This is a genomic window from Pseudarthrobacter sulfonivorans (assembly GCF_014712225.1).
Lineage (GTDB): Bacteria > Actinomycetota > Actinomycetes > Actinomycetales > Micrococcaceae > Arthrobacter > Arthrobacter sulfonivorans.
Genome location: NZ_JACXBW010000019.1, coordinates 39407 through 64725 on the forward strand (window position 1 = coordinate 39407; position 25319 = coordinate 64725).

General features: G+C 66.3%; 21 protein-coding genes. 7 read left to right on the forward strand and 14 right to left on the reverse strand.

From position 1 onward, the window contains the following. Positions 1-35: 35 nt before the first annotated feature. Genes IAQ70_RS19515 through IAQ70_RS19525 form a run of 3 tightly spaced genes read right to left on the reverse strand, consistent with a single transcriptional unit; the run spans position 36 to position 3393 of the window. Positions 36-728, reverse strand: a complete 693-nt coding sequence (locus IAQ70_RS19515) for a response regulator (protein WP_190991340.1) — start codon at positions 726-728, stop codon at positions 36-38. Then, a complete protein-coding gene (locus IAQ70_RS19520) occupies positions 722-1960 on the reverse strand; it encodes a sensor histidine kinase (protein WP_190991342.1) in 1239 nt (412 codons plus the stop codon). The genes IAQ70_RS19515 and IAQ70_RS19520 overlap by 7 nt, the downstream gene beginning before the upstream one ends. A gap of 38 nt (positions 1961-1998) precedes the next feature. Beyond that, a complete protein-coding gene (locus tag IAQ70_RS19525) occupies positions 1999-3393 on the reverse strand; it encodes a DJ-1/PfpI family protein (protein WP_190991344.1) in 1395 nt (464 codons plus the stop codon). Positions 3394-3673: 280 nt separating this feature from the next. Between IAQ70_RS19525 and IAQ70_RS19530 the strand changes: the two genes are divergently transcribed. Next, positions 3674-4276 (forward strand): TetR/AcrR family transcriptional regulator, encoded by a 603-nt coding sequence (locus tag IAQ70_RS19530; RefSeq protein ID WP_190991346.1) that lies wholly within the window; start codon positions 3674-3676, stop codon positions 4274-4276. A 214-nt stretch (positions 4277-4490) separates the two neighbouring features. Then, positions 4491-4637: a lmo0937 family membrane protein gene (locus IAQ70_RS19535; protein WP_190991348.1), complete on the forward strand. Its 147-nt coding sequence runs from the start codon at positions 4491-4493 to the stop codon at positions 4635-4637. 45 nt (positions 4638-4682) lie between these two features. Here the strand turns inward: IAQ70_RS19535 and IAQ70_RS19540 are convergent, their stop codons facing one another. The 4 genes from IAQ70_RS19540 to IAQ70_RS19555 form a co-directional block, all read right to left on the reverse strand. Further along, a complete protein-coding gene (locus IAQ70_RS19540; RefSeq protein ID WP_190991350.1) occupies positions 4683-5906 on the reverse strand; it encodes a glycosyltransferase 87 family protein in 1224 nt (407 codons plus the stop codon). Between the two features lie 64 nt (positions 5907-5970). Then, positions 5971-7293: a glycosyltransferase family 87 protein gene (locus IAQ70_RS19545; protein ID WP_317983718.1), complete on the reverse strand. Its 1323-nt coding sequence runs from the start codon at positions 7291-7293 to the stop codon at positions 5971-5973. A gap of 178 nt (positions 7294-7471) precedes the next feature. Continuing rightward, positions 7472-8581 (reverse strand): GTP pyrophosphokinase, encoded by a 1110-nt coding sequence (locus tag IAQ70_RS19550; protein WP_190991354.1) that lies wholly within the window; start codon positions 8579-8581, stop codon positions 7472-7474. Positions 8582-8705: 124 nt separating this feature from the next. After that, positions 8706-9812 carry a LacI family DNA-binding transcriptional regulator gene (locus IAQ70_RS19555; protein ID WP_190991432.1) on the reverse strand — a complete coding sequence of 369 codons (1107 nt, stop codon included), beginning with the start codon at positions 9810-9812 and terminating at the stop codon, positions 8706-8708. 252 nt (positions 9813-10064) lie between these two features. Between IAQ70_RS19555 and uriH the strand changes: the two genes are divergently transcribed. From uriH to IAQ70_RS19570, 3 genes are read left to right on the forward strand one after another with little or no spacing between them, the layout of a single operon-like run. Beyond that, complete coding sequence (uriH, locus tag IAQ70_RS19560) at positions 10065-11081, forward strand: uridine-preferring nucleoside hydrolase UriH (RefSeq protein ID WP_190991356.1); 1017 nt, start codon at positions 10065-10067, stop codon at positions 11079-11081. Then, complete coding sequence (gene uriT / locus IAQ70_RS19565) at positions 11082-12500, forward strand: uridine transporter UriT (protein WP_190991358.1); 1419 nt, start codon at positions 11082-11084, stop codon at positions 12498-12500. Further along, positions 12497-13471 (forward strand): ribokinase, encoded by a 975-nt coding sequence (locus IAQ70_RS19570; RefSeq protein WP_190991360.1) that lies wholly within the window; start codon positions 12497-12499, stop codon positions 13469-13471. The genes uriT and IAQ70_RS19570 overlap by 4 nt, the downstream gene beginning before the upstream one ends. A 115-nt stretch (positions 13472-13586) precedes the next feature. Here the strand turns inward: IAQ70_RS19570 and IAQ70_RS19575 are convergent, their stop codons facing one another. Both IAQ70_RS19575 and IAQ70_RS19580 read right to left on the reverse strand, forming a co-directional pair. After that, positions 13587-14546, reverse strand: coding sequence for a polysaccharide deacetylase family protein (locus IAQ70_RS19575; RefSeq protein ID WP_190991363.1), 960 nt, complete (start codon positions 14544-14546; stop codon positions 13587-13589). A 61-nt stretch (positions 14547-14607) separates the two neighbouring features. Next, positions 14608-16137 (reverse strand): purine-cytosine permease family protein, encoded by a 1530-nt coding sequence (locus IAQ70_RS19580; RefSeq protein WP_190991365.1) that lies wholly within the window; start codon positions 16135-16137, stop codon positions 14608-14610. A 108-nt stretch (positions 16138-16245) separates the two neighbouring features. Between IAQ70_RS19580 and IAQ70_RS19585 the strand changes: the two genes are divergently transcribed. Next, the gene (locus IAQ70_RS19585; RefSeq protein ID WP_190991366.1) at positions 16246-17817 is read left to right on the forward strand and encodes a helix-turn-helix domain-containing protein; all 1572 of its coding nucleotides are present in this window, start codon (positions 16246-16248) and stop codon (positions 17815-17817) included. Positions 17818-17948: 131 nt separating this feature from the next. Then, positions 17949-18905: a PDDEXK family nuclease gene (locus tag IAQ70_RS19590; RefSeq protein WP_190991368.1), complete on the forward strand. Its 957-nt coding sequence runs from the start codon at positions 17949-17951 to the stop codon at positions 18903-18905. A 111-nt stretch (positions 18906-19016) separates the two neighbouring features. Here the strand turns inward: IAQ70_RS19590 and purU are convergent, their stop codons facing one another. Genes purU through IAQ70_RS19615 form a run of 5 tightly spaced genes read right to left on the reverse strand, consistent with a single transcriptional unit; the run spans position 19017 to position 25292 of the window. Further along, positions 19017-19913 (reverse strand): formyltetrahydrofolate deformylase, encoded by an 897-nt coding sequence (gene purU / locus IAQ70_RS19595; RefSeq protein ID WP_190991370.1) that lies wholly within the window; start codon positions 19911-19913, stop codon positions 19017-19019. A gap of 3 nt (positions 19914-19916) precedes the next feature. Next, positions 19917-21290, reverse strand: a complete 1374-nt coding sequence (locus IAQ70_RS19600) for an L-serine ammonia-lyase (RefSeq protein ID WP_190991372.1) — start codon at positions 21288-21290, stop codon at positions 19917-19919. Then, complete coding sequence (locus IAQ70_RS19605) at positions 21291-21926, reverse strand: sarcosine oxidase subunit gamma (protein WP_190991374.1); 636 nt, start codon at positions 21924-21926, stop codon at positions 21291-21293. Beyond that, positions 21919-24861 (reverse strand): sarcosine oxidase subunit alpha family protein, encoded by a 2943-nt coding sequence (locus IAQ70_RS19610; protein WP_190991376.1) that lies wholly within the window; start codon positions 24859-24861, stop codon positions 21919-21921. The genes IAQ70_RS19605 and IAQ70_RS19610 overlap by 8 nt, the downstream gene beginning before the upstream one ends. Beyond that, the gene (locus IAQ70_RS19615; RefSeq protein WP_190991378.1) at positions 24858-25292 is read right to left on the reverse strand and encodes a sarcosine oxidase subunit delta; all 435 of its coding nucleotides are present in this window, start codon (positions 25290-25292) and stop codon (positions 24858-24860) included. The genes IAQ70_RS19610 and IAQ70_RS19615 overlap by 4 nt, the downstream gene beginning before the upstream one ends. Positions 25293-25319 lie beyond the last annotated feature (27 nt).

The window sequence follows — 25319 nt, forward strand, 5'->3', positions numbered from 1 at the left end:
ACGGAACGGCCACGCTGCTGCCCTTCGGGCACCAGTCAGTTTGTCCGGCGATGGCCCGTCAGGCCGTGTTCGTACGCGAAGATGACGGCGTGTACGCGGTCGCGCAGCCCGAGCTTCATCAGGATGCGTCCGACGTGGGTTTTCACCGTTGATTCCGCCACAAAGAGATCTTCCCCGATCTCGGTATTTGTGCGGCCGGCGGCGATGGCCAGGAGAATCTCCAGCTCCCTCGGTGTCAGGGCCGCTACTGCTTCGTCGCCTCCGGAGGGCGGACCGGAGGGGAGCCTTTGGCCGAAGAGATCCAGCATGCGGCGGCTGACCCTGGAGGAAATGGCGGCGTCTCCTGCGGCGACGGCTCTGATGGACGCGAGCAGCTCCGCGGGCCCGACATCCTTGAGCAGAAAGCCACTGGCGCCGGCCCGGAGTGCCGCGAACGCATACTCGTCCTGATCGAACGTGGTGAGGACGATGACCCGTGACTGCGGGCACTCGTCGACAATCAGCCGGGTCGCGGTTATGCCGTCCGTGTCCGGCATCCGCACATCCATCAAGACCACGTCCGGCGCCAGGCGGCGGCTCATGTCGACGCCGATCCTGCCGTCAGCGGCTTCGCCAACCACCTCGACCCCGTCCTGAGCGTCCAGCACCATGCGGAATCCCATTCGAACGAGTATCTGGTCATCAACCAGCAGCACCCGAACGGGCCGCGTGGACGGGGCGGCTAGCATGATGCTTCTTTAAGCGATGGGATGCGGGCGTCCACGCGCCACCCGCCGGAAGGGAGCGGGCCCGCGTTCACGGTGCCGCCGTAGAGTGCAACGCGCTCCCGCATTCCCTCGATGCCACGCCCGATGGTCTCGCCGGCCACGGCCGTCCGTACCCCGTCGTCGGTGATGGACACCGTGGTCGCCGCCGCGGCGAACGCGACGTCAACGGTGACCTCTGTTGCTCCCCTCGCGTACTTCAGTGCGTTGGTGAGCCCTTCCTGGACGACCCGGTAGCTAACCAGCTGGATCCCGGGGTCGGCGGGAGGGACCCCGGTCGAATGTAGGACCACCGGGAGGCCGGCTGAGCGGAAGAGTTCCATCAGTGCAGGCACGTCGCCCACGCCCGGGGAAGGCGCCACCGCACCGGGCCACTGCCCGCCGTCGCCATCGTGCAGGACGCCAAGCATCCGGCGCATATCCGTCACCGCTAAGCGCCCCGTCTCTGCGACCTGCCGCATGGCCTGGACGGCGCGGGCAGGATCAGTGGAGGCGATCTCCGCCGAACCGTGTGCCAACGAGATCATCACAGCCAATCCGTGCGACACGATGTCGTGCATTTCCCGCGCGATGGCGTTGCGCTCCGCGGCCGCCGCGATGCTGGCCAGATGCTCCCGTTCACGCATCAGCCGGTCGGCGAGGTCCCTGAGGGCGGCCACATAAGCGCGCCGCGTGCGCACGTTCAGGCCGGCCAGTACCGCTATTACCAACGCAGCCATCGCTTGGACGGACTGAGCGGGATCCATCGAGCGGGGCAGGAGAACCGCACCGAGAAGGAGGAAGGCGCAGGTCCCCAACAGGCCAAGTACGGCGCGCCGCGCCGGCCGGTAGACGGCGACGGCATACAGCGCCATGGCTGTCGATACGGCGGCGAAGCTCGCTGGGAGCGGGAACGTTATCAGCATGATGCCGGCGGTGGCGCCCAAGGCAACCATCGGAGCTCGACGTCGAAACAACAGCGCGGTGCCGGAAATCACCACGGCGAGCCCGGAGAGGACCAGGCCTTCCGGCTCCCCCTGGTGAAAAACGATGGCTGCCGCCATTGCAGGCACCGTGTATGAGGCGGCGACAAGGAGATCGGTCAAGCTCAGGCGGGAGCGCCCGTCCCGCTGTGGTGGCTCGGACGGCGAAGCCGGTAACGTCAAGGCCGGTCCCGGCAAAGCTGCCAGGCGTGCAGCGTCCCCCGTCTCGGTCATGCTCCGGACTCTACCGATCATGGAGTGCATCAGCGTCCTTACTTCGTCTGCTGCATGGATAGTGACAACGCGGGCGGTCCCTGAAGCGTTCGGCGGCGGATGGCGGTTCGAATCATAGCCGGGAGAGATGCGATGAAAATGGCGGCCAGCAGGCCGAGAACCAGAAGGACAGGGACCCGGGCAGAGGAGGCTCCGGTCGGAAGATTCAGATGCGCGGCGGGATAGTCGATCATCTTGGCGGCCGACAGGGCGGTGTCGCGGCCGGCCTGCCGCGCCAGATATTCGAGGGCGGCATCGAAGCCGGGCTTCGCGTCCGAACCGCCCAAGGCATCCACGGGCACACCGCGGGATGCGGCCCAGGCCCGTAGCTGCGGGTCAATATCCTGGTCCCTGGCCGCGCCGGGGGCGATGACCCGATCCACCGGAGGTGCCTCCAGTTCAGGGACGGTCAGGAGAACCATGCCGTGCTTGGTGGTGACTGTCTCCGCGGCGGCAACCGCCACCAACCGGGCGGCGAGGGACATGTTGTAGACCTCGAATGCGCTGGCGACATCGGTCTCGCCTACCCCGTTGACGAGCCCGAGCCCGATCGTCGGCCGAAGCCAGGGGACGAGGGCGTTGAGCCCGATGGGAAAGTCCGCAGCGGTGAAGGACTGGACCGGTATCGCCGGTGACGCCGCGGCGGACCAGTCCGGGTAGTTCATAAGGCGGCCGACACGTTCGGCTTCGTCAACGCCTGCCAGGTCCGCCATGACCTTCAGCGCACCCGGGATGCCGGACGATACTCCGGCGGTAGTGGTGATCATACCGTCCTCAACAAACCGCAAACCTCCCGTCCACTGGACCTCGGGGTGGCTCTGCTTGAGGGCACCGAGACGGGACCAGTGGCTTGTCGCTGCATGCCCGTTGAGGAGACCAGTCCCGGCCAGAACCATCGATCCGCTGCAGACGCCCAGTATGCGGGCGCCGCGACCGGATTGTTCCACGATCCAGTCGCGCATGGCGGCCTCCTCAGCGCCCTCCGGGGCTCCGACAGCCGGAACAACCACCACGTCCGGCCGTCGGGCGGTACCCGACCGAACGTCGTCGAACGTGTACGTGGGAACTATCGCCGGGCCTCCGTCAACGGGGGCAGGGCCCGTCAAGGCAGCGACGGTATAGACGGAAAATTGCGGGGAGCTGGCAAACACTTCGTAGGGGGCCAGGACATCGCTCCCCACGGTGCCTGAGGAACCCAGGACAACCGCTACAACTGTCGGGCCTGAGGAGGAAGGACGATTTGCCGGCCGGTCCTTGAAGTCCTGTGCTGATGGCCGGACGTGACTTTCCGCATCCGCCTTCCAAGCGCCGGCGAAAGCCAGCAGGGCCACCGTGAAGAGGAACAACCCGACCGAGAGAACGGGGTAAACGTAGCGTCTTGAGCGGGAAGCCATGGGTGAGTCTCGATTCCGTGTTGAGGAACGGGGTCGTCACCTTGTACGGCCCCGCCTTGCTCTTTCACGCTACGGATCGCCCGCCACATCTACATCGGCCCAAGGTACACACCCAAACAGGCGCGACCGGCACCTGGGTACTACGCGATCACACGCAGGAGCAGCACCACCAGGAGTTCGTTGCGGGCAGGGTGTAGCCATGACCGGGTGGTCGCAGCCCATTCGCCATATGCCGGCATGCACGGACGAATCTTGTATGGCGAAGGTAGAATTCGCTGGCATGAGGACGCTCGCCGACAACCTTGAAGCTGATGACGTGCATACCCGCATTGTGGTGGCAGCCTACGGATTATTCTCCCGCCGCGGGATCCGCGATGTCGGGGTCGACGAGCTGATCCGCGCGTCAGGCGTGGCCAAGGCCACGTTCTATCGGCACTTCCCCTCGAAGGACGATCTGGTGCTGGCCTTCCTGAAGCGGCGTGACGAGCTGTGGATGATGGGATCCGTCGTCCCGGAGGCCCGAAGCAGGGCGCAGAACCCCGAGGACCAGCTGCTGGCCATTTTCGACGTTTACGACCAGTGGTTCCAGGACGAGGATTTCGAAGCATGTTCCTTCGTGAAAGTGCTGCTGGAAATGGGGGCGGCCCACCCTCTGGGCAAGGCGAGCATGGAATACCTGGCCAGGATCCGCCAGCAGGTCCGGCTCCTGGCCGATGAGGCCGGCCTGGAGGACTCAGAGGCGTTCGCCCTCTCCTGGCACATCCTCATGAAGGGCTCAATTATCGCCGCGGCCGAAGGCGACAAGCTGTCCGCCCGCCGGGCCCGGCGGATGGCCGCCGGCCTGATCGCAGAACACCGGCCCCAAAGATCCCAGCCGGGATAGATCAGCCGCGCGGGCACGGCCGACCCCGGCCCCGGCCCGGAGGCAGGCCCCGAGGAAATCTCCTGCCGGCATGTCGGATGACCGCCGCAAAATTGCTTATTGTTTTGCCATTTCCAGTGACCCAATTCTGAAATATGGTGATAAGCACCACGCGATACCGAGTGGTGCTTAGGCCCGGGTCAGCCCTTGGCTAAGCGAAACGAAGGAGAATCTCATGTTGCTTTGGATAGCCATCATCATCGCAGTTCTCTGGCTTCTGGGCCTGCTCGGCAATATCGGCGGCGGGCTAATTCACATTCTTTTGGTTGTGGCGGTGGTCGTCTTGATCTTCCATTTCCTTCAAGGCAGGTCCCGCGTCTGACTACGGGACTGAATGCCGCCACTGCGCGCTCAGGCCGTCGGCGCTTCAGGCCGTCCGTGCCTCCGGCACCGCCGTCGACTTCCGTCCGAGCTCCGCGGTCCGCTTCACGGACCACCACAGCAGCACCACCAGGAGCACGTTGCGAGTAGTGAGGATGGCGGCCATCACCGGGTGGGCGTGGATGAGCGGGGTGTAGAACAGCGGGTAGATCACAAACGTGGTCATGGCGATGCCCATCAGCAGCGCGGCCGGGACCTTCCAGCGGTCCCAGTCGTGGGTCAGCCCCGCGATGATCACGGGCGCCAGCCAGATGATGAACTGCGGCGAGCCCACCTTGTTGAACACGATGAACGCCGTGGTCATCATGAGCGCGCCTTCGAGGAAGAGTTCCTCCCGCTCGGCGCCGCGCTTCAGCGCCCGCACCAGCAGGATCGCGGCCACCACGGCGGCGACGATGAGCAGCGGCTGCATCAGGAACGCGGCCACCGAAGCGCCGGGGCCGTAGACCTCGGTGGAGTTGATGGCCGTGTTGTCCGCCATTTTAGAGCCGGCGATCTTGAACACGCTCAGCCACACCCACGGCGTGGAGAACGTGGCTTCAAGCTGCATGCCCCGCTCGCCCTGGTTGGTGAGGAAGTCCATGATGTGCGGCAGGCCGCCGGAAAGGTACGTGCCCAGGCCTACGACGGCGGTGACCGCAACGCCGGAGGCCAGCACCTGGATCCGCTTCCGGCTGGCAATGACAATCGGCACGAGGACGGCCGCCGGCCACACCTTGATCCACGTGGCGACGCTCAGCAGCACACCCGCCACCACGGGGCGTTGGGCCGCGTAGAGCAGGGCGATCAGGACGATGGGGGCCGTGATGCCCTCCACCCGGGCGAAGCTGAGGTACCCCATAAAGACGGTGAAAAACAGCCACCACCAGGCCGGCGCAATGCCCCGCACCTTCCGCGGTCCGCGGGTCAGGTACACAAGGCCGACGGCGTTGAGGGCTGTGATGATCAGGAACCAGCAGAGCAGGTACAGGCTGGGTCCGGCGATGTTCGCGAGGAAGATCGGGATCTGCGCCAGCACCGGGTAAACCCAGGGGCTGATCTTCCCGTCGAGACTGTCCGGGTTGTACCCGTCCATGGCCCACTGCCGGTACTGCTCGGTGTCGCTGAAGGTGTTGCCGTTGAGGAAGAACGAGGCCATCCAGCCCAGGAAGTACAGGTGGATGACCGCGAAGCCCCACCAGACGCTGGACGGACGGGCGAACCAGTCCACTACGCGCGCGGGCAGGAGCTTGCTGCGGACACTGACCAGCCGGTCGAAGAACGTCGCGGAAATCTCAGGACTCCTTGAGCGCGGGGACGGAGGCGGGAGCCTTTTTGCCCAGCAGGTACAGGCGCCGGACGGACCACAGGAACAGCACCACCAGGAGCACATTGCGGATCGTCAGCACCCCGGCCATCAGCGGGTTGTTGTGGCTCAGGGCATCGTAGAACAGCGGGTAGATGAAGAACGTGGCCACGGCGATGGCGATCAGCATGGCCGCGGGGACCCGCCATTCACGCCAGCTGTGCGCCAGGCCCACTGCGACGGCGGGCGCCAGCCACACCATGAACTGGGGCGAGCCCACCTTGTTGAAGACCACAAAGGCGGTGGTGAGCGTAAGGGCTCCGGCGAGCAGCAGTTCGGTGCGGTCCACGCCGCCGCCATTGGCGTCGTGGTTGAGTTTGCCGTTGTGCAGGGCCCAGAAGGTCAGGCCGGCCACCAGCAGGGCCGCCAGGATCAGCAGCGGCTGCATCAGGACGGACATCACGGCGGTGCCGGGCCCGTCCACCTGCATCGAGTTGATGTCGGTGTTCATGTACATCCGGGAGTCGCCGATGTTCAGCACGGACAGCCACAGCCACGGGGTGGTGAACGTCGCCTCGAGCTGCATGCCCCGGTCGCCCTGCTGGGTCAGGAAGTTCAGCAGCTTGGGCACACTGCCCGCGACGGCGGCGAGGGCCACCACAACCGCGGACGTCGCCACACCGGCCAGCACCACCAGCAGACGGTTCTTGACCACGGCGAACAGGGCCAGCATCACGGCGGCCGGCCAGACCTTCACCCACGTGGCTGCGGCGAGGATGACCGAGGCGATGAACGGCCGGCCCACTCCGTAGGCCAAAGCGACCAGCACAATCGGAGCCGTGAGGCCGTCCACGCGGGCGAACCCCAGCCAGCCCATCAGCAGCGTGAAGATCAGCCACCACCAGCCCGCAGGGATCGCTTTCCGGTTGCGGCCACGGTCAGTCAGCTTGGCCAGGCCCCAGCCGTTGAGGAGGGTGGTCATCAGCACCCAAAGGAAGAAGAACGGTCCGGGTCCGGCCGCCCCTGCGATCGCCATGGGGATCAGCGCCAGGATGGGGTACACCCACGGGCTCGGCCCGCCGGTCAGGTTCGCCTCGTTGAAACCGGCCGCAGCCCAGTCACGGTAAATGAAGGTGTCACTGAACGCCTCGCCGCGGAGGGACAGCAGGGCGCCGAAGATCAGGAAGCCGAGGTGCACCAGGATGAAGCCGGTGAGCAGCCCGCGGGAAGTGTTCAGCCAGGACCGTACGGGTGCCGGCAGGATGACGTTGCGGATCCGGGTGAGCGAGGCGAAGAATGCGTCCGTGGAAATGGCGGAATCCTTGTCAGAGAGGGGCAAAACGGGTGCCGGATCGTGCCGCGGGGCGGGAACCGGAAGCATCGGGGGTCCGTTTATGACAGCCGCCCCTATGAGTCAAGGGTAGTTGACGGTCCGTGGTGGCCCGTAATCCTGCGGCCCCGCACGCGTCTCTTTTTGGAGCCTGAAAAGGTTATGTGGCCTTGGCGTGGCGGTAGCGCTCAATCTGTTTCAGCCGCCGCAGGAGGCTGTCGCGCCGCGGGTGCGGGACGGCGTCGGGCGCTTCCGCGGTGAGGTCAATATGTTTGGTGCCGTACTGCCAGAGCAGGAGGTCATCCAGCAGTCGGTCCGGGCCGGGGGAGTAGCGGTGGTCCAGGGCCTTGCGGACCTCGGTGATCCGCTGGGCACTGAGCAGGCCAGCCAGCTGGACGGTCTGGTTCAGGCCGTGGGCCGCCATCAGTTCCGCCGCCCAGCCCCAGTCGTCGTCAACCTTGCGGTCCACATGCGGCAGCAGCGTGCGCCAGACGTCGCGGATCCGGTTGGGGGTGAGCTGGGCGGCGCCCTCACCGTCCATGTCCCAGTAGCTGCGGACCTCTTCGTAGCGCTCGTGCAGGTCCGCGAACGCACTCTCCACGGTTTCCAGCATGGCAGCGGTGGCGGTGAACTGGCGGTCGAAATGCGGCGTCCAGGCGCGCGGATCCTCGGCCTTGAAGCGGATGTCGTGCTCAATCTCGCTCCAGGCGTGCGCGAAAACCGTGCGGATCTGGCACTCGAAAAAGTAGCTGCCGTTGGGCGGGACGTCCGGATTGAAGACCTGCTGGTACTCCTTGACGGCCTCGTTCTGGATGGTGCGCAGGATGAGGTGGCGGCTGGAGTAGCCGTACGTGCCGGACTCGATGGAGCCGATGTCCTTCTCCCGGTCACCGCGGCAATCAAAGACCTGGCGCTGGCGTTTGATGATGTTGGCCACCAGCGCGTTCTCGGCGGGCAGTTTGGTGATAACGCGGATGCCCACCATGTCATTGAGCGTCCGGAACGGATCCGGGAACTTCAGCACCGGAGGCCCGCCGGGCTCCAGCGGTTCCTCGATCCGGGAGATCTTTTCGCGGAACGATTCCACCGTTTTGGTGCGCCCTGTGACGAACAGCGGCGTGACCTCGGTGTCCTTCATCATGTCACGCAGGATAAGGAGGACATCACGAGTGACCAGCTTCAGGGCAGGGCGGACGCGCTCGTACATCTCCACGTTCTCCTGCACGGATTCGCGGAGGCTGACGTCCAGGCTGTCCCAGTTACTCGGCATGCACCCAGCTTACGGCGGGGGTGCGACACTCCCGTGAGGACGCTCTCTCACTTAACGCAGGAAAAGCGGCAACGCTCTACCACTTTCCTCAGGAGAGTGATAGAGCGTTGCCTGAAAAGCTGCATTAAGTGAGAGAGCGTCCTAGGGGCGGGGAGGGGTCGGGAGGCGTGGGGGCCGGGGCGGGCGTGGGGGCGGGGGGTGACGTTGAGTTGCGGACCACCAGTGAACTCTCCAACGTCAGCTGCGGCTGCTTCAGCTCGCGGCCTTCCATCAGCCGGCGCAGCTGCTCGCCGGCCTTCAGCCCCAGCGGAGTGGCGGGCAGGTGCACGCTGGTCAGGCTCGGATTGCTGGTGGCGGAGTACGGCAGATCATCAAAGCCCGCTATCGCCAGCTCGCCCGGGATCTGCACGCCGGCCACGCGTGCTTCCTGCAGCACGCCGTAGGCGTGCGTGTCGGTACCGCAGACGACGGCGGTGACGCCCTCGCGCTGCCACTCCGGCCAGGCGGCGGCGAAGGCAGCCGCCGCCGCACCGACGTCGATGGTGGTGCTGATGATGTGACCGGAGTCCACCGTGATCCCGCGGTGCGCGGCCTCCGCCAGGAAGGCTTCGCGGCGAAGGGCGAACGTCGCCGTCCCGGTGATGCTGTCCACATAGGCAATCTTTTGATGCCCTTCAGCTGCCAGATGCGCCGCCAGTTCCCGGGCTCCGTGGGCTACGTCCAGATTCACCGACGGCGCATAGGCCTCCATCCCGGGAGCGTCGAGCAGCACCAGTGGCCCGCCGACGGCAAGATCATCCAGGAACCCGGCGTTGGGGGCATCAACCAGTAGCCCTGCCGGTCGCAGCGCCATCAGTTTCCGCACGTCCGCCGCCTGCGGGAACTCCCCGGCATCGGTGACGGACAGCAGCAGCTGGTAGTCCGCCCCAAGCGACTCGCGGACACCGGCGATCACCTTGGCGAAGAACGGGTTGGAGATGTCCGGGGCAACCAGGATAACGATCGAGCTGACACCTTTGGCCAGGGAGCTGCCCACGCTGTCCACCACGTAGCCGAGCTCGGAAATCGCGTCCGTTACCCGGCGGATGTTCTCCTCCGACACCCGGCCGGCAGTCTTGCCGTTGGCCACCAGGGATACGGTCGCCGTCGAAACGCCGGCGCGGGAAGCGACCATGGCTGCCGTGATCCGTTGCGCACGCAGGGGCTGCTGCTGCTGTTCCACGGATTCCATCCTTTGATCGTAGTAGGCGGGGAGTGCGGTCAACGCACGTCCGCCTCCCGGCACCACCCCGGCCGGGGTCCGAAGGCATAGTGAAGGGCTGCTGTCCCGCATCCCCGCTGCTGCGAGCCTTTTCCGCTGCCCGCAGGATCAGCGCGGAAAGTTAAGCGCTTGACGTGCGGCAACGTTAAGCGCTTGACGCGGTGTGCCTGCGGGTGTCATGATCGCTTTGATTGCTTTCGCCCGCTGCCCCGGCAGGCCCCAATGACGTGGAGAATAAACGTGGAATCCCAACCGACGAACCCCGCCCCCAGGAAGATCATCCTCGACTGCGACCCCGGGCATGACGACGCCGTGGCCATGCTGCTCGCGCACGGCAACCCAGGCATCGAACTCCTGGCCGTCACCACGGTGGTGGGCAACCAGACCCTCGAAAAGGTCACCAAAAACGCCCTGTCCGTCGGGACGATCGCCGGCATCACCGGCGTTCCCTTCGCCGCCGGCTGCGCCCGCCCCCTGGTCCGCACCATCGAAACCGCGCCCACCATCCACGGCGAAACGGGCATGGACGGCCCCGCCCAGCCCGAGTCGGCCATCGAACTGGACCCGCGCCACGCCGTCGACCTCATCATCGACACCGTCATGGCCCACGAACCCGGCACCGTCACCCTCGTTCCCACCGGCGGCCTCACCAACATCGCGCTGGCAGCCCGCAAGGAGCCGCGCATTGTGGGGCGCGTGAAGGAAGTTGTCCTGATGGGCGGCGGCTACCACGTGGGCAACTGGAGCGCCGTGGCCGAATTCAACATCATCATCGACCCCGAAGCCGCGCACATTGTGTTCAACGAGAAGTGGCCCGTGGTGATGGTGGGCCTGGACCTCACGCACCAGGCACTCGCCACTCCCGAGGTGGTGGAGAACATCGCCGCAGTGGGCACCGGCCCGGCCAAGTTCGTGCTGGAACTGATGGAATTCTTCACCAAGACCTACAAGGACGCCCAGGGTTTCGACTACCCGCCCGTCCACGATCCCTGTGCCGTGGCCTACGTGATCGATCCCAGCATCGTCAGCACCCGCAAGGTTCCCGTGGACATCGAACTGCAGGGCAAACTGACGCTCGGGATGACTGTGGCCGACTTCCGTGCCCCCGCACCTGAAGACTGCAACACCTCCGTTGCCGTCGATCTGGACCACAAAAAGTTCTGGGACCTCGTCACCGACGCGCTGGTCCGGATCGGCGAGCCGACAACCGGCGAGCCGGAAACTGCAGAGGCCAAGTAAATGAGTGCCCTGACCAACAGCAAAACCGGCAACGTCACCGCCCTCATGGTGGCCCTGCTCGCCGCCTGCGTCGCCTTCCAGCTCAACGCCTCCATGCTCAGCCCCGCCCTGGTCACCATGGGCGAGGAGCTCAACACCGACCAGGCCACCATCGGCCTGTCCCAGACCTGGTTCTTCACCGCGGCCGCCCTGTTTTCCCTCTTCCTGCCCCGCCTGAGCGACATCATCGGCCGCAAGAAGATCCTGATCGGCATGATGGTGCTGATGGCCGTCGGTTCGGTCATCGCAGCCCTGGCCCCGGACGTCACCTGGCTCTTTGTGGGCCGCATCATCCAGGGCGTCAGCGGCCCCACTGTCCCGCTCTGCCTCATCATGCTCCGGTCCGCCGTCAGCAGCCCCAAAAAGTACGGCACGCTCATGGGCCTGATCACCGCGGTCAACGGCGGCGTGGCCGGCGTCGACTCCTTTGTGGGCGGCTACTTCGCCGAGCACTACGGCTTCCGCAGCATCTTCTGGCTGATGGTGGTCCTTGCCGTCGTCGCCACGGCCCTGATCGCGTTCCTCGCCGGCGAAAGCAAGCCGGCCGCCGGCACCACCATGGACTGGCTTGGCGTTTTCTTCATCGTGATCGCGGTCGGCGCCCTCCTCACCGCCCTCAATGAAGGCTCGAAGCTGGTGGGCGGGTTCGAGGCCGGCACGCTGATGCTGGCCATCGGCCTGGTGCTGGTTGCCGCCGCCGCGTTTTACGCCTTCTGGACTGTGGAAAAGCGCGCCAAGCAGCCGATGGTGGAGATCATCCACCTGCGCCAGCGCTCCACCTGGGCGCCGCTGCTGACCACCACGCTGACCATGACCGGCATCTTCGCGGTCATCAACGGCATTGTGCCGGCCTACGTCCAGGCCGCCGGACCCGGATTCGGCATCGGCCCCACCGAAATGGCGCTGATCATCCTCACCCCGTATGCCCTGCTCGGCTGGCTGGTGGGCCCCATCAGCGGCCGGCTCGCTCCCGTGCTCGGGTACACCAAGGTCCTCCGGATCGGCATGCTCGGCAGCATCGCCGCCCTGGCCATCATCGCGTTCTTCGGCCTCAGCAGCCTGCCCATGATGATCGCCGGCACGGTCTTGCTGGGCATCATGTACGCCGGTACGGTCAACATCATGCTGAATGGTCTCGGAGTTGTCCTTTCACCCGCCGGAAACCCGGGGTTCCTGCCCGGCATGAACGCGGGCGCCTTCAACCTGGGCGCCGGCCTCAGCTTCCTGGTGCTGCCCGCAGTACTGGTTGCCACGTCCGCCCTGGGCGATGCCAAGGCGTCCTACCTGACGGTAGTGCTCGTCGGCCTCATCATCACCGTGGCCGCCTTCGGGGCCTCACTCCTGATCCCCAAGCCCGTCGAGGCTGAGGTGACCGAATGACCGCCGCCGAAGCACGCACCGCTGGCGAGATCGTCGTCGTCGGCTCCCTGAACGCTGACCTCACCATCTACTGTGAGCGGCTGCCGCTGCCCGGTGAGACAGTGCACGGCAACGGTTTCGCGGTGAACCCGGGCGGCAAGAGCGCCAACCAGGCGGTGGCCGCCAGCCTGCTGGGAGCGGAGGTCCACCTTGTCGGCGCTGTGGGGGACGACTCGAACGGGGAGATGCTGATTACGTCGGCTTCGGGTGCGGGAGTTCACCTCGGACATGTCCGGACCGCCCCCGCGGAGACGGGCGTCGCCGTCATCGCCGTGGACGCCAACGGTGAGAACAACATCATCATCTCGGCGGGGGCCAACGGCACCCTCTCGCCCGCGGACGTCGCCGCGGCAGCGGACGTCATCAACGGCGCCGCGGTCGTCTGCCTCTGCCTCGAAGTCAGCATGGAAACGGTGCTGGCCGCCGCCCAGGCAGGGCACGACGCCGGCGCAACAGTGGTGCTGAACCTCTCGCCTTATACGGAAATCCCGCAGCGGTTGGCGGACCTGACGGACGTCCTGCTGGTCAACGCCCACGAGGCGGCGCAGTTCCTCGGGTCCGCTGAGATTCCCGGCAGCGACGGGGACGCCGGCGACTGGGAAGCGGTCCGCCTGAGCTTCGCTGAGCGGGGGCTCCAGCAGGTCCTCGTGACGCTCGGGGCCAACGGCTCCGTGGTGCTCGATTCACTCGCCGACCCCGGGCAGCAGCTTGTTCAGATCGCGCCGGTCAAGGTCAAGGCGGTGGACACCACCGGCGCCGGCGACGCCTTCACCGGGGCCGTGGCCGCGCGCCTGGCAGCCGGCGCATCACTGGCCCACGCCGCAGCCTTCGCCTCAATCGCTGCCGCGCTCGCCACCACCCGCAAGGGAACCCAGTTCGCCTACCCGGATGAGGACGACGTCAAACGCGTGCTCGCCTCGGGATCCGTCTGACGGTTACACGAAACACGCGAAACGCCGACGGCGACAGGTGACTGTCGCCGTCGGCGTTTCTTTGTGTGCGGGGTTGCGGTGGCCGGGCTTGAGGAGCCGCGGTTACGGGCCGCGGTTACCGGCCGTGCGTACCGGCCGGACTGTGCTGGTGAACGGCAGCCGGCGTGAACCTTGCTCCCGTGTCCGGGAAGGACGGGACCTCGATCCTGGCGTGGGTGTGGACTTCCTGGACCGTCCGGCGGGTGTGCTCGGCGATCTCCTCCATGGTGGTCACCCACATGCCGTCCATGGATTTCACCCGCTCGATCAGCTTCTCCAAGGCCACGGCCTTGGACGGCCGCCCCGAAATGAACGGGTGGTTGGTTAGGACAAAACAGCTGCCCTGGGCGTGGTGTGCCTCGGCCTCGAGAGTCCACATTTCCAGAACCTTGGCCGGGCTCTCGATCACACCGCTGCCGGTGACCCCGGGGTAGAACGCGTACTGTTCCCAGTCGTCCAGGGTCCAGTCGACCGGGATCTCCACGATGTCCCGGCTGTCGCCTTCCGCCACCGCAAAACGGTACGGTGCATCGCCGTCGAGCAGGCTCGAATCGTAGAGGAAGCCGCGGTCCGCCAGGAGCGCCGGCGAGTGCCAGTTGAGCTCCCACCACGGCGCCCGGTAGCCCACCGGCTCCACGCCGACCTTGGCGAGGGCCGCGAGCCCGCGGTCGATGTAGCGGGCCTCGGTCGCGGCGTCGATCCCCTGCATGGGTTCGTGCAGGTAGCCGTGGTGCGCCACCTCGTGCCCGGCATCGACGATGCGCCGCACGGTATCCGGGTAGCACTCGGCGGTAAAGCCCGGGACGAAGAAGGTGGCCCGGATGTCCTGCCGCTGGAGAATCTGCAGCAGCCGCGGCACCGCCACCTTGGGCCCGTACGACTGGTGCGTCATCAGGGACATCCGGCTGGTGCTTTTCGGATCGTGGGCGATGGTGCAGGATTCGGCGTCCACGTCGAAGGTGAAGGAGGCTGCTGCCTGCTTGCCCTCGGGCCAGGTGATCGGGTGGACGGAATCCGCGAATGCGTCAAAGGTCATGGTGTGTTTCGTTTCCTTGGAGGGTCCGTGTGGGCGTCAGGGCCGTTAGAGCGTCAGTGTTTCAGAGCCCTGCCGGGGCGCTGGGCTGGGTGGCGAACTTCAGGTCGGCGGTGGCCTGGGCAACCGTGGCGGACGGCAGGGCGGAGTCCAGGTGCCTGCGGTGGTATGCCGGGCCCAGGAGGGCGTAGGTGCCGGCGCTGGTCAGACCGCCCGCGAGCCAGGAAAGATCCCAGCCGCCCAAAGCAACCGCAATGGGGCCCTGCATGGCGGGAACCAGTCCGTACATGAACAGCCAAGTGGCGAAGATGCCCACCAGCAGAGAGACAATTCCGGCCCAGTTGACCACGGGGAGCCGTTTGGTGCCAATCGCGTCAAAGAGCCTTTCCGGGTTGCCCGGCCAGCGCTTCTCGAGCCAGAAGTAGTGGACCAGCATGACTCCACCCCACGCGGCTACCCAGGCGACAAGCCCGATCAGCCATGCGTCCAGGATCGCGGCGAAGTCTTCCTGGAAGATGAAGAAGACGACGGCGGCGAGCGAGAACACGCCGACGAACAGGTTGAGCTTGCGGCGGCTGATGGTGATGTCCAGCGCCTGCGTGGCCACCGAGAACGTGTAGATGTTCAGGATGTTCGTGGCGATGGGTCCGTGCAGCACCATCAGCAGTACGGGCAGCGCCATCACACCGAAGTTCTGCACGATGAGTTTGCCGGGGTCGATTTCACCGCTGTTGGTGGCGAGGCTGGCGCCGAGGATTCCGAGCCACACCACGGGGATGAACTGGCCCAGGACGGATGCCAGGTAGACCTTCTTCTTGGGGACTTCGGTGCTGACAAACCGGGAGTAGTCGGCGGCGTAGGTGAACCAGGTGATGCCCCAGCCGATGCCGATGGCGGTCATCACGGCACTCATGGCGGCGATGCGCTCTGAGCCCTCAAGGATATGGCCGGCCGGGCCGGCGTAGCCCCAGTCGATTTTCATGCCGAACCAGGCCACGGCGGACATTACGGCCAGGATGATGATGGTGGGCGGCACGGTCCACTTTTCGAAGGCCGCGATGGCCTTGTAGCCGAACCAGGCGATCGCAACCTGTGCGGCCATGATGGCGGTGGCCACACCGATCTTCCAGACATAGTTGTGGGCAGTGGGGTCAACCCAGCCCAGCGTGCCGAACAGGGCCATGACCAGGTCCAGGATGATCCAGGTGTTAACCGCGCACCAACCGATCACCAAGAGGGCCTGGATGGCTGCGGGGAGGTAGTTGCCGCGACGGCCGAACGCTGCGCGGGCCAGGACCATGCCGGTGGCGCCGGTCTTCTGGCCGAGTAGTACAAAGCAGCCGAACAGCAGCATGCCGATCAGGTTCCCCAAAACCAGAACGGTGACCGTGTCAGCGAAGCCGAGGCCGAGGTGGATGCCGAGTGCGCCGAGCACCCAGTTGATCGGTGCAAGGTTGGCGCCGGCCCAGATCCAGAACTGGCCGGAAACTTTGCGCGTGCGCTGGGACTCGGGAATGGGCTGGAGCCAGGCTTCGCAGTCTTCGGCCGGCATCATTGCCGACTCCTGCTGCGGAGTGGAGAGATTGTTGTGCATGGGGGGAGCCTCCATGAGTAAAAGGGATAGCTTCAGATTATGTGGCTCAGGCCACAAGCACCACATACAATGTGTCATGAACATCGCCCACCTACGCGACGGAGTGTCATGCCAATACGCTTACAGGATGTTTTGAAACATTCCAGCCTCACACCGGCCGATCCTGTGATCCGCGCTGCGGCGGCCGTTGCCGCCCAGACTCAGCTGCGCTGGATTCATTCCAGTGAGGTTTTGGACATCGCTCCGTTACTCGGCGGCGGTGAACTGTTGCTCACCGGCGGCCAGGCCCTGGTCGCGGCAACGGATAAGCGGCGGGTTGGCTACATCTGGGAGCTGGCGGAACGCCGAGTGGCCGCTTTGGCCATCGAGACGGGTACCGGCCTGCCGTCCATTCCGTCCGCCATGGTGGCAGCAGCTGAGGCCGCCGGGCTTCCGTTGATAGAGCTCCGCAAAGTGGTGCCGTTTGTTGGCGTTATGGAAGCCATCAACTCGCTGCTGGTGAGCGAGACAGCTGGGCACTTGCAGCAGGCCGACGGGGCAAGTCACGCGATGGCGGTGGAGCTGGCCCACGGCGGCAGCCTGGACCGGATCCTGGCCGTCCTCGCCGACGCTACCGGCACGGAAGTTGTCCTGACATCCAATGAAGGGGCGCCGCTGGCAAGTGCACTGCCGGCCGAACAAGCCGCGGAGGCCGAGCCTGCGCTGACCGCCAACGCAGAGCAGGACCGTGCCCGGACCATCTCCGTTGACGTTTCCGTTCGTGGCATCCCGTCGGCCCGGCTTACGCTCCGTGCCTTGGCGGGATCCGACGTGAACCTGGCGAGGATCGCGGGGAACCGCTCAGTGGACATTCTGGCGTTGGCTTTGCTTCAGCGCATGCCCCCGGGCCTGAAGGAGATGGCAGGCGCGGCTCTGATCCGCGCCGTCGATTCGGGAACCCAGAACTGGCGGCTCCAACAGCTGGCCCCGGCGGCAGGGATCCCGCTCTCAGCGCGGCTGGTGGCCATTGTGGTCCGGTCCCCGGGCTCGCGGCAGCTCCGCACCGCCGTCGAACAACTGCTGGACAGGGCTGGGCGGCACAGCGCGAGCTACGCGGACAATGCGGAGCTCCTGGCGCTCGCCGTCCTTCGCCCGGACACTACCCGGGAAGACAGGAAGGACATATTGGCCGGACTGCAGGCGCTTGAATTGCCGGAGGGGAGCGTCAGTGCAGTGGGTCCCGTGGCCGCCGGCATTGCCGCCGCTCCGTGGTCGCTGACCGAGGCCAGGCTAACGCTGGAACTTGCCTCCGGCGTCGGGGTTAACAGCAAGGGGACCATGCAGTCCGGGGGTGTCCTCGATGCTGAGGATTTCGCGGTGGAACGGCTCGCATCCCACTCCCTGGACGACGCCCGCCGCACGGACTTCGTCCGCCAGCAGCTGGGAGCCATCCTCGTGCACGATGAGCAGCGCCACTCCGCCCTCCTGGAGACCCTGCGGGTCTGGCTGGACTCAGGCTGCAATACCGCGCAGGCCGCGCGGGAGCTGCATCTGGAGCGTCAGTCGATGCACCAGCGTCTCCAGCGGATCTTCACACTTTGCGGCGGCGACCCCCGCGGAACGGGCCGGCTCGCGGCTCTGCACCTGGCCACCCGCCTCGCCGCGATGCAATCCACATTGCCAGGACGCTCTCTCACTTAATGTCGGTTTCCCGGCGATCCTCTCTCACTTAATGTGGGTTTTCGGGCATCCCTCTTTCACCTCCGGCGCCCCGACGACCGGCCTGTGGATAACTTCTGCAGCGTCCTGCCGTACCGGGGCACAATGCCAGCATGCGAAAGCAAGATTTTCTGCCCCCGCCTTTAGCCGAGGCACCCTTCACCGTCGGCGCAGCCGTGACCGCCGGCGTCTCCCTGAACCGGCTTCGGCGGAAGGACACGGTCAACGTGGGTCGCGGACTCTACCGCCCCGCGGACTGGGACTTTGATCTGGAAGGCGCGGCCAGGGCATTGTCGGCAGCGTCCCCCGGAGCCTGGATCTCGCACGTCACCGCGGCTCGGCTTCGATGCCAGCTGCTGCCTCCGTGGCTTGCGGATTCCACTGAGTTGCATCTCAGCAAGCCGCGTTCGCTGCCACCGGTCCGCCGGAAGGGTGTGTTTGGCCATACCGTGCTGACGCTGGAAGACGAGCTCGAACTGGTGGACGGCATCTTCATGAGCACACGGTCCCGGACATGGCTCGATTTGGCCCGAACCCTGCCGCTCAAAGACCTGGTCAGCATCGGTGACGAACTGATCCGCATCCCGCGGGTGCATTTCGAGGGAAGGACGCAGCCCTACGACACGTTGGCCGGGCTTCGCATCCTGGCGGGCCGCCACCCGAACCTCCAGGGTGTCGTCCGGGCACGCGAGGCTTTGGAGCTGATGCGGGTGGGTGCCGACTCCGGCCCCGAGTCGCTGCTCCGCCTCGCCATCGCGGATGCCGGGCTGCCCGAGCCCGGGCTCCAGGTGCGGTTGCGCGCCGGAGACGAGCGATCGCCGTCGGCCGATCTCGGCTACCGTCACCGCCGGATCGCCATTCAGTACGACGGCGGGCATCACCTTGGTGACGCGCAGATCTTCAGTGACAGGAGACGGGATAAGGCGTTCGAATCAGCTGGCTGGACGGTCCTGGTCTTCGGGAAAAGCGATTTCGCCGACGATTTCCAGCAAGCGATCGTGACGCTCAAAAAGGTGCTGCGCAACAGCTGGGTTGACCACCCCCAAGCGGCCGGTTTTGCCGGCGGCTGAGAGTTAAGTCCGCAACGCTCCCTCACCTGGGTGAGAGAGCGTTACGTAAAAACCGGCATTAAGCGATAGAGGATCGTCCGAAAACCGACGTTAAGTGAGAGAGCGTTTGGGTCAGCGGAGGACGACTGTCCTGTTGCCCTGCAGGATGACCCGGCCTTCGCAGTGCCAGCGGACCGCGTTGGACAGGGCCTTGCACTCGGTGTCCCGTCCGGCAGCCACAAGGTCTTCCGGGCCGTAGGTGTGGTCCACGTCCACGGTCTGCTGGGAGATGATCGGTCCCTCATCGAGCTCGGCGTTGACGTAGTGGGCGGTGGCGCCGACGGTCTTGACGCCGCGCGCGTACGCCTGGTGGTACGGCTTGGCGCCCTTGAAGCTGGGCAGGAACGAGTGGTGGATGTTGATGGCCCGGCCATCGAGCCGCCGGGTGAGTTCGTCGCTGAGGACCTGCATGTAGCGGGCCAGAATCACCAGCTCCACGTCGTACTCGTCCACGAGTTCCAGCAGCCGGGCTTCGGCCGCAGGCTTGGTTTCAGGAGTGACCGGCACGTGGAAGAACGGGATGCCGTGCCATTCCACCAGCGCCTGGTGGTCCGTGTGGTTGGAGACCACGGCAGCGATCTCCACCGGCAGTTCACCGGTCCGGGCCCGGAACAGCAGGTCGTTGAGGCAGTGCCCGAACTTGGACACCATGATCAGCACGCGCCGCTTGGCGCCGAGCGGCTCCAGCCGCCAGCGCATCCCGAACCGTTCGGCTACCGGGCCGAAACCGGCCCGCAGCGTGTCCGCGGTGGAGGCATCGCCGTCGGAGGCAAAATGGACGCGCATAAAGAAGTGCCGCTCGTTGCGCTCGCCGAACTGCTTGCTGTCCAGGATGTCGCAGCCGTGTTCGAGCAGGAACCCGGAGACGGCATGGACGATGCCGGGCGTCTCCGCGCAGTCGAGGGTCAGGACGTGTTCCACCGTGGTCGGAGCAGCGGAAGGGGAGGATTCAGTCTGAATGGCAGTCATGGCTCAGCACTCGATCACGTTGACGGCGAGACCCCCGCGGGAGGTCTCCTTGTACTTGGTTTTCATGTCCGCTCCTGTCTCACGCATGGTTTTGATGGCTTTGTCGAGGGATACTTTGTGGCTGCCGTCCCCGTGCAGGCACAGGCGGGCGGCGTTGATGGCTTTGACGCTGGCGATGGCGTTGCGTTCGATGCACGGGATCTGCACCAGTCCGCCGACGGGATCGCAGGTCAGGCCAAGGTTGTGTTCGATTCCGACTTCGGCGGCGTTTTCCACCTGCTCGGGAGTACCGCCAAGGACCTCGCACAGGCCGGCGGCCGCCATGGAGCAGGCCGAGCCCACCTCGCCCTGGCACCCCACTTCCGCACCGGAGATGGAGGCATTGATCTTAAACAGAATTCCGACGGCGGCCGCGGCCAGGAGGAACCGGACCACACCGTCGTCGTTCGCCCCGGGGACGAACTTGACGTAGTAGTGCAGGACGGCGGGGACGATTCCTGCCGCGCCGTTGGTGGGGGCGGTGACGATGCGCCCGCCCGCGGCGTTTTCCTCATTGACCGCGAGGGCGAAGAGGTTCACCCATTCCATGGCCCGCAGGGGATCGGTGACCCCCGTATCTGCGGTGAGGGTTTGGAATAACGACGGCGCCCGGCGCCTGACATTCAGCCCGCCGGGAAGGATCCCTTCCGCGGCGCAGCCGTTGTCCACACATTCGCGCATGACCGCCCAGAGTGCCAGCAGTTTTTCGCGGAGTTCGGCTTCGCTGCGCCATGTGAGTTCGTTGGCGAGCATGACGTCCGAGATGGACATGCCCTCGCGCTTGCAGATCGCCAGGAGTTCGTCGGCGGTGGTGAACGGGTACGGGAGGACAGTGGCGTCCGCCACAACCCGGTCGTCGGCGTCGGCGTCGCCGTCCACCACAAAGCCGCCGCCGATGGAGTAAAAGCTCCGTTCGCTCAGGACGGCCCCGGCGTGGTCGAGAGCGCGGAAGGTCATGCCGTTGGGGTGCGCCGGGAGGGACTTGCGCCGGTGCAGCACCACGTCCTCGTCCCAGTTGAAGTCCACCCGGTGGTCCCCGCCGAGCATGAGTTCCGCGTCCAGGGCTGCCGCAGCCACCTGGTCGTCCGCCGTGGCGGTGTCCACGGTTTCCGGGTCCAGTCCTTTGAAGCCCAGGACAACGGCCTTGTCCGAACCGTGGCCCCGGCCCGTGGCACCCAGCGAACCGAACAGCTCAGCCTGGACGCGTCGGGTGGCGCTCAGGTGGCCGTCGCCCTTAAGTCCGTCGGCGAACAGCTTCGCCGCCCGCATCGGGCCGACCGTGTGTGAGGACGACGGCCCGATGCCAACGGAGAACAGGTCCAGGACGCTGAGTGCCATTTAAGGGACCTCTGGCGAGGCGTACTCGCGCATGGCGTCGAGGAGCCAGCGGCCCAGGAAGTCCGCGAAGGAAGCGCGGGGGAAAAGCCGGAAGCTTTCCTCTCCGGTCTTCTGCAGGACCACCGGGATGTTGCCCACCTCGGTGTTCAGGGCGGTTCCCGGGGTGAAGCTGCGCGGGTGCAGATCCAGGGAGCAGCCCTTTTCCAGGACGGCCCGGGCGCGGGGGCCGGACAGTTCGAACGTGGTGCGGTTGGCGGACAGGTCCACCACCTGGCCGGGGGCGTCGCCGAGCGCTTCCGTGAGGGAACCGATGAGGTTTCCGCCCAGGGAGTCGTGGGCCTGTTCCGGGGCGACGACCAGGAACTCGGAGGGTCCCAGCCAGAGGACGCTGACGCCGTCCTTGCCGGTCACTTCTCCGCAGCGTGCGGGCAGCCCGCCGGCAGCGGCGGCGATCCGGCCGCCTTCCTCGGAGCGGGGGTCCACGCGGACGCCAGCCATGGTCTGGAACGGACCTTCGTTCAGGACCACGGTTCCCTGGACGGAACCGGCTTCCAGGGCCGCGGCCAGGTGGGAGGCGGGGCTGCGGCGGATGTCCCGGAGTCCATTGACGCCATTGAGTTCTGCGGTGTTAGCCATCTTTGCGGGCTCCTTCGGGGTCAAAAAGTACGGTTTCTGCGACAACAACGTCAACCAGCTGGTCGCCGGCGACGGCCACCAGGGATTCACCGATGCGGTTGCGGCCATTCTTGATCAGTGCCAGCCCGAATGAGCGGCCCAAGGCAGCGCTGTGGTAGCTGGAGGTCACAAAGCCCTCCATGGGAACGGGGCCGTAGGCGGGTGTCGCCGGGATGCCCTTTTCCACGAGCTGGGTGCCTTCCGGCAGCCGGATGGAGCCATCCACCGGCAGCACGCTGACCAGGTGCTTGCGGTCCTCCCGCTGGGCGTCCGCCCGGGCGTAGGAGCGCTTGCCGATGAATTCCTTGGCCTTGGAGACCACCCATTCCATCCCCGCGTCTTGCGGAGTGACGGTGCCGTCGGTGTCCTGCCCGACGATCGGGTAGCCCTTCTCGGCGCGGAGCACGTGCATGGTTTCGGTGCCGTAGGGGGTGATGTTGAATTCGGCTCCGGCAGCGGCCACGGCTTCCCAGGTGTTCAGCCCGTACCAGGACGGCACGTTGATCTCGTAGGCCAGCTCGCCGGAGAAGGAAATGCGGCAGACGCGTGCCTGCACGCCGGATGCGAGCGTGGTTTCGCGGAAGGTCATGAACGGGAAGGCTTCTGCTTCCAGCCCGCCGCCCGCGGCGAGTTCCGGTGCCAGTTTGGCGAGTACCGCCCGGGACTTAGGCCCGACGACGGCAATCGTGCTCCACTGTTCGGTCACCGAAGTGCAGTGCACGTCGAGTTCCGGCCATTCGGTCTGCAGCCATTCCTCGAGCCAGTCCAGCACCTTCGCGGCGCCGCCGGTGGTGGTGGTCATGAAGTACCGGTCGTCGTCCAGGCGCAGGGTCACGCCGTCGTCGAAGATCATGCCGTCGGCCATGCACATCACGCCGTAGCGGGCGGAACCCGGGGCGAGCTTCTTGAACGCGTTGGTGTAGATCCGGTTGAGGAACTCACCGGCGTCCTTGCCACGGATTTCGATCTTGCCCAGGGTGGTGGCGTCCATGAAGCCCACGGAGTCGCGGACGGCTGCGCATTCGCGGAGTACGGCAGCATCCATGTCTTCCCCGGCCTGCGGGTAGTACCATGGCCGCTTCCACTGCCCAACGTCTTCGAACAGGGCGCCCTTGGCGACGTGCCACGGGTTGATGGACGTGACGCGGGCGGGGTCGAACAGCTCGCCGCGCTGGCGTCCGGCGAGTGCCGCGAACGCCACCGGAGTGAACGGTGCCCGGTAGGTGGTGGTGCCGATGTCGCCGATGCCGCGGGATGCTTCGCCGGCGGTCCGGAGGGCGGCGGCGATGACGCCGATCGCGTTGACGCCGGAGGTTTTGCCCTGATCGTTGGCGGTGCTGATGGAGGTGTAGCGCTTGATGTGCTCCACGGACCGCATGCCGGCACCGGTGGAGCGCAGCACGTCAGCTACGGACTGGTCGCGCTGGAAGTCCACGAAGTGGTGGTGCCAGTCATCCGGCGTGCCGGCCTGGCCCGGAACCAGCCAGAGCTGGCGGGTCGGGGCGGATGCCTTCGGCTCGCCGAGCGGGGACGGCTGCGTGGTGGGCTGGAAGCCCGCCGCGGTGGCCGCGCTGGCGCCGGCGGAGATGCCTTCGGCCAGTACGTCCGCGAGCTCAAAGCTGCCGCGGCCGGAGCCGATGGTCTGCTGGTTGGGAACCACGGTGCTCGGCACAAAGGCGGCCAGCTCGTCGTCCCAGCGCAGTTTGCCCTGGCGCTGGGAGTGGAGGTGCACCAGCGGGCTCCAGCCACCGGAAACTGCCAGCAGATCGCAGGCGATCTCTTCGACGCCGGAGGTGAGTTCGCCGTCGTCGTTAATGCTGCGGACGGTGACGGCGTTCAGCCGGCCGTCTGCGTCGGCGCCGGTGTTTGCGACCGCACTGCCGATCAGCACCCGGGTGCCGGCTTCGACGGCGGCAGTTGCCACCGCGGTGAGCTGCGGACGGGCGTCCACAACGGCGGCAACCTTGACGCCTGCCGCGCGCAGGTCAGCGGCAAGGGCGTAGGCGCTGTCGTTGGTGGTGCTGATGACCACGCGCTGCCCGGCGGCTACGGCGTAGCGGTTCAGGTAGCTGCGGACGGCGGAGGCGAGCATGATGCCGGGGCGGTCGTTGTTCTCGAACACCAGCGGGCGTTCGTGGGCGCCGGGAGCCAGCACCACCTGCTTGGCACGCACGTGCCAGATGCGCTGCCGGGAGACGCCGGGGGCGGCCGGGCTGGACAGGTGGTCGGTGCGGTTCTGGACGGCGATGACGTAGTTGGCGTCGTAGGCGCCGAAGGCCGAAGTCCTGTTCAGGACGGTGGATTCTGCTCCGGAAACCAGTTCGGCTTCAACGTCGGCCACCCACTCCAGGGCCGGCTTGCCTTCGATGGTCTCGGCCAGTCCGGGGGCCGTGGAGCCGGCCAGCAGCGAGCCGCCCAGTTCGGGCTGGTCATCCATCAGGATGACGCGGGCGCCGGTGCGGACAGCCTCGCGGGCTGCGGCAAGGCCGGCGGGGCCGCCGCCGATCACCAGGACGTCGGTGTGGACGTACTTCTTGTCGTACTCGGCGCGGTCCTCCTCCGGGTCGAGCTTGCCCAGGCCGTTGAGCAGTTCTGCCTTCAGGCCGTCCACCAGGGTGACGGTGGTGGCGGGGAGCATGGACTCGGCAACGTCGCCGGGGAAGCGCGGGGAGATCTTGACCATCGCGTTGGATTCCTCGACGCCGGCGGACATGATGCCCCGGGCACGGTTCTCATAGAGCGAGTTACCGGCGGCGATGCGTCCGTTGGCAATCAGGGCCGAGGCGAGGGTGTCGCCCGGGTGGCCCGTGAATTCCTCGCCGTCAACGGTGAATCGCCAGGAGATGGTGCGGTCGATGCGTCCGCCGGCGGCGAGGCGGGCGTTCTGGGAAGTCACTTGGTTGCTCCTTCCGGGGCGGTGGTGCTGGCGGTGGTGCCGGTTGCGGAAATGCTTGGTGCCGACGTGCTGGTGCCCGAAATGCTGGGCGCCGCGGTGCCGGTGGTGGTGCTGTCAGCGGCGAGGCTGGCGGTTCCGGATTCCGGCGCAGCAGGTGCGGCGGCGGGCCGGGGCGTACCCATCGGGTAGACGGCCTGGATGTCGTAGGTGACAGTGTCGCGGAGCATGTTGAACCATTGGCGGCAGCCGGTGCTGTGCAGCCAGCGCTCGGCGAAGGCACCCTTGGTGTTGTCGCGGTAGAACAGGAACTCGGCCCATTCGCGGTCGTTCAGTTCGTTCGGGTTTTCGGGGTAGGCCACGTGGGCCTGGCCGCCGTAGTGGAATTCGGTCTCGTCGCGCGAGCCGCAGTTGGGGCAGGAGATGAGCAGCATGTGCGTCTTCTTTCTGGGGGAGGGCTG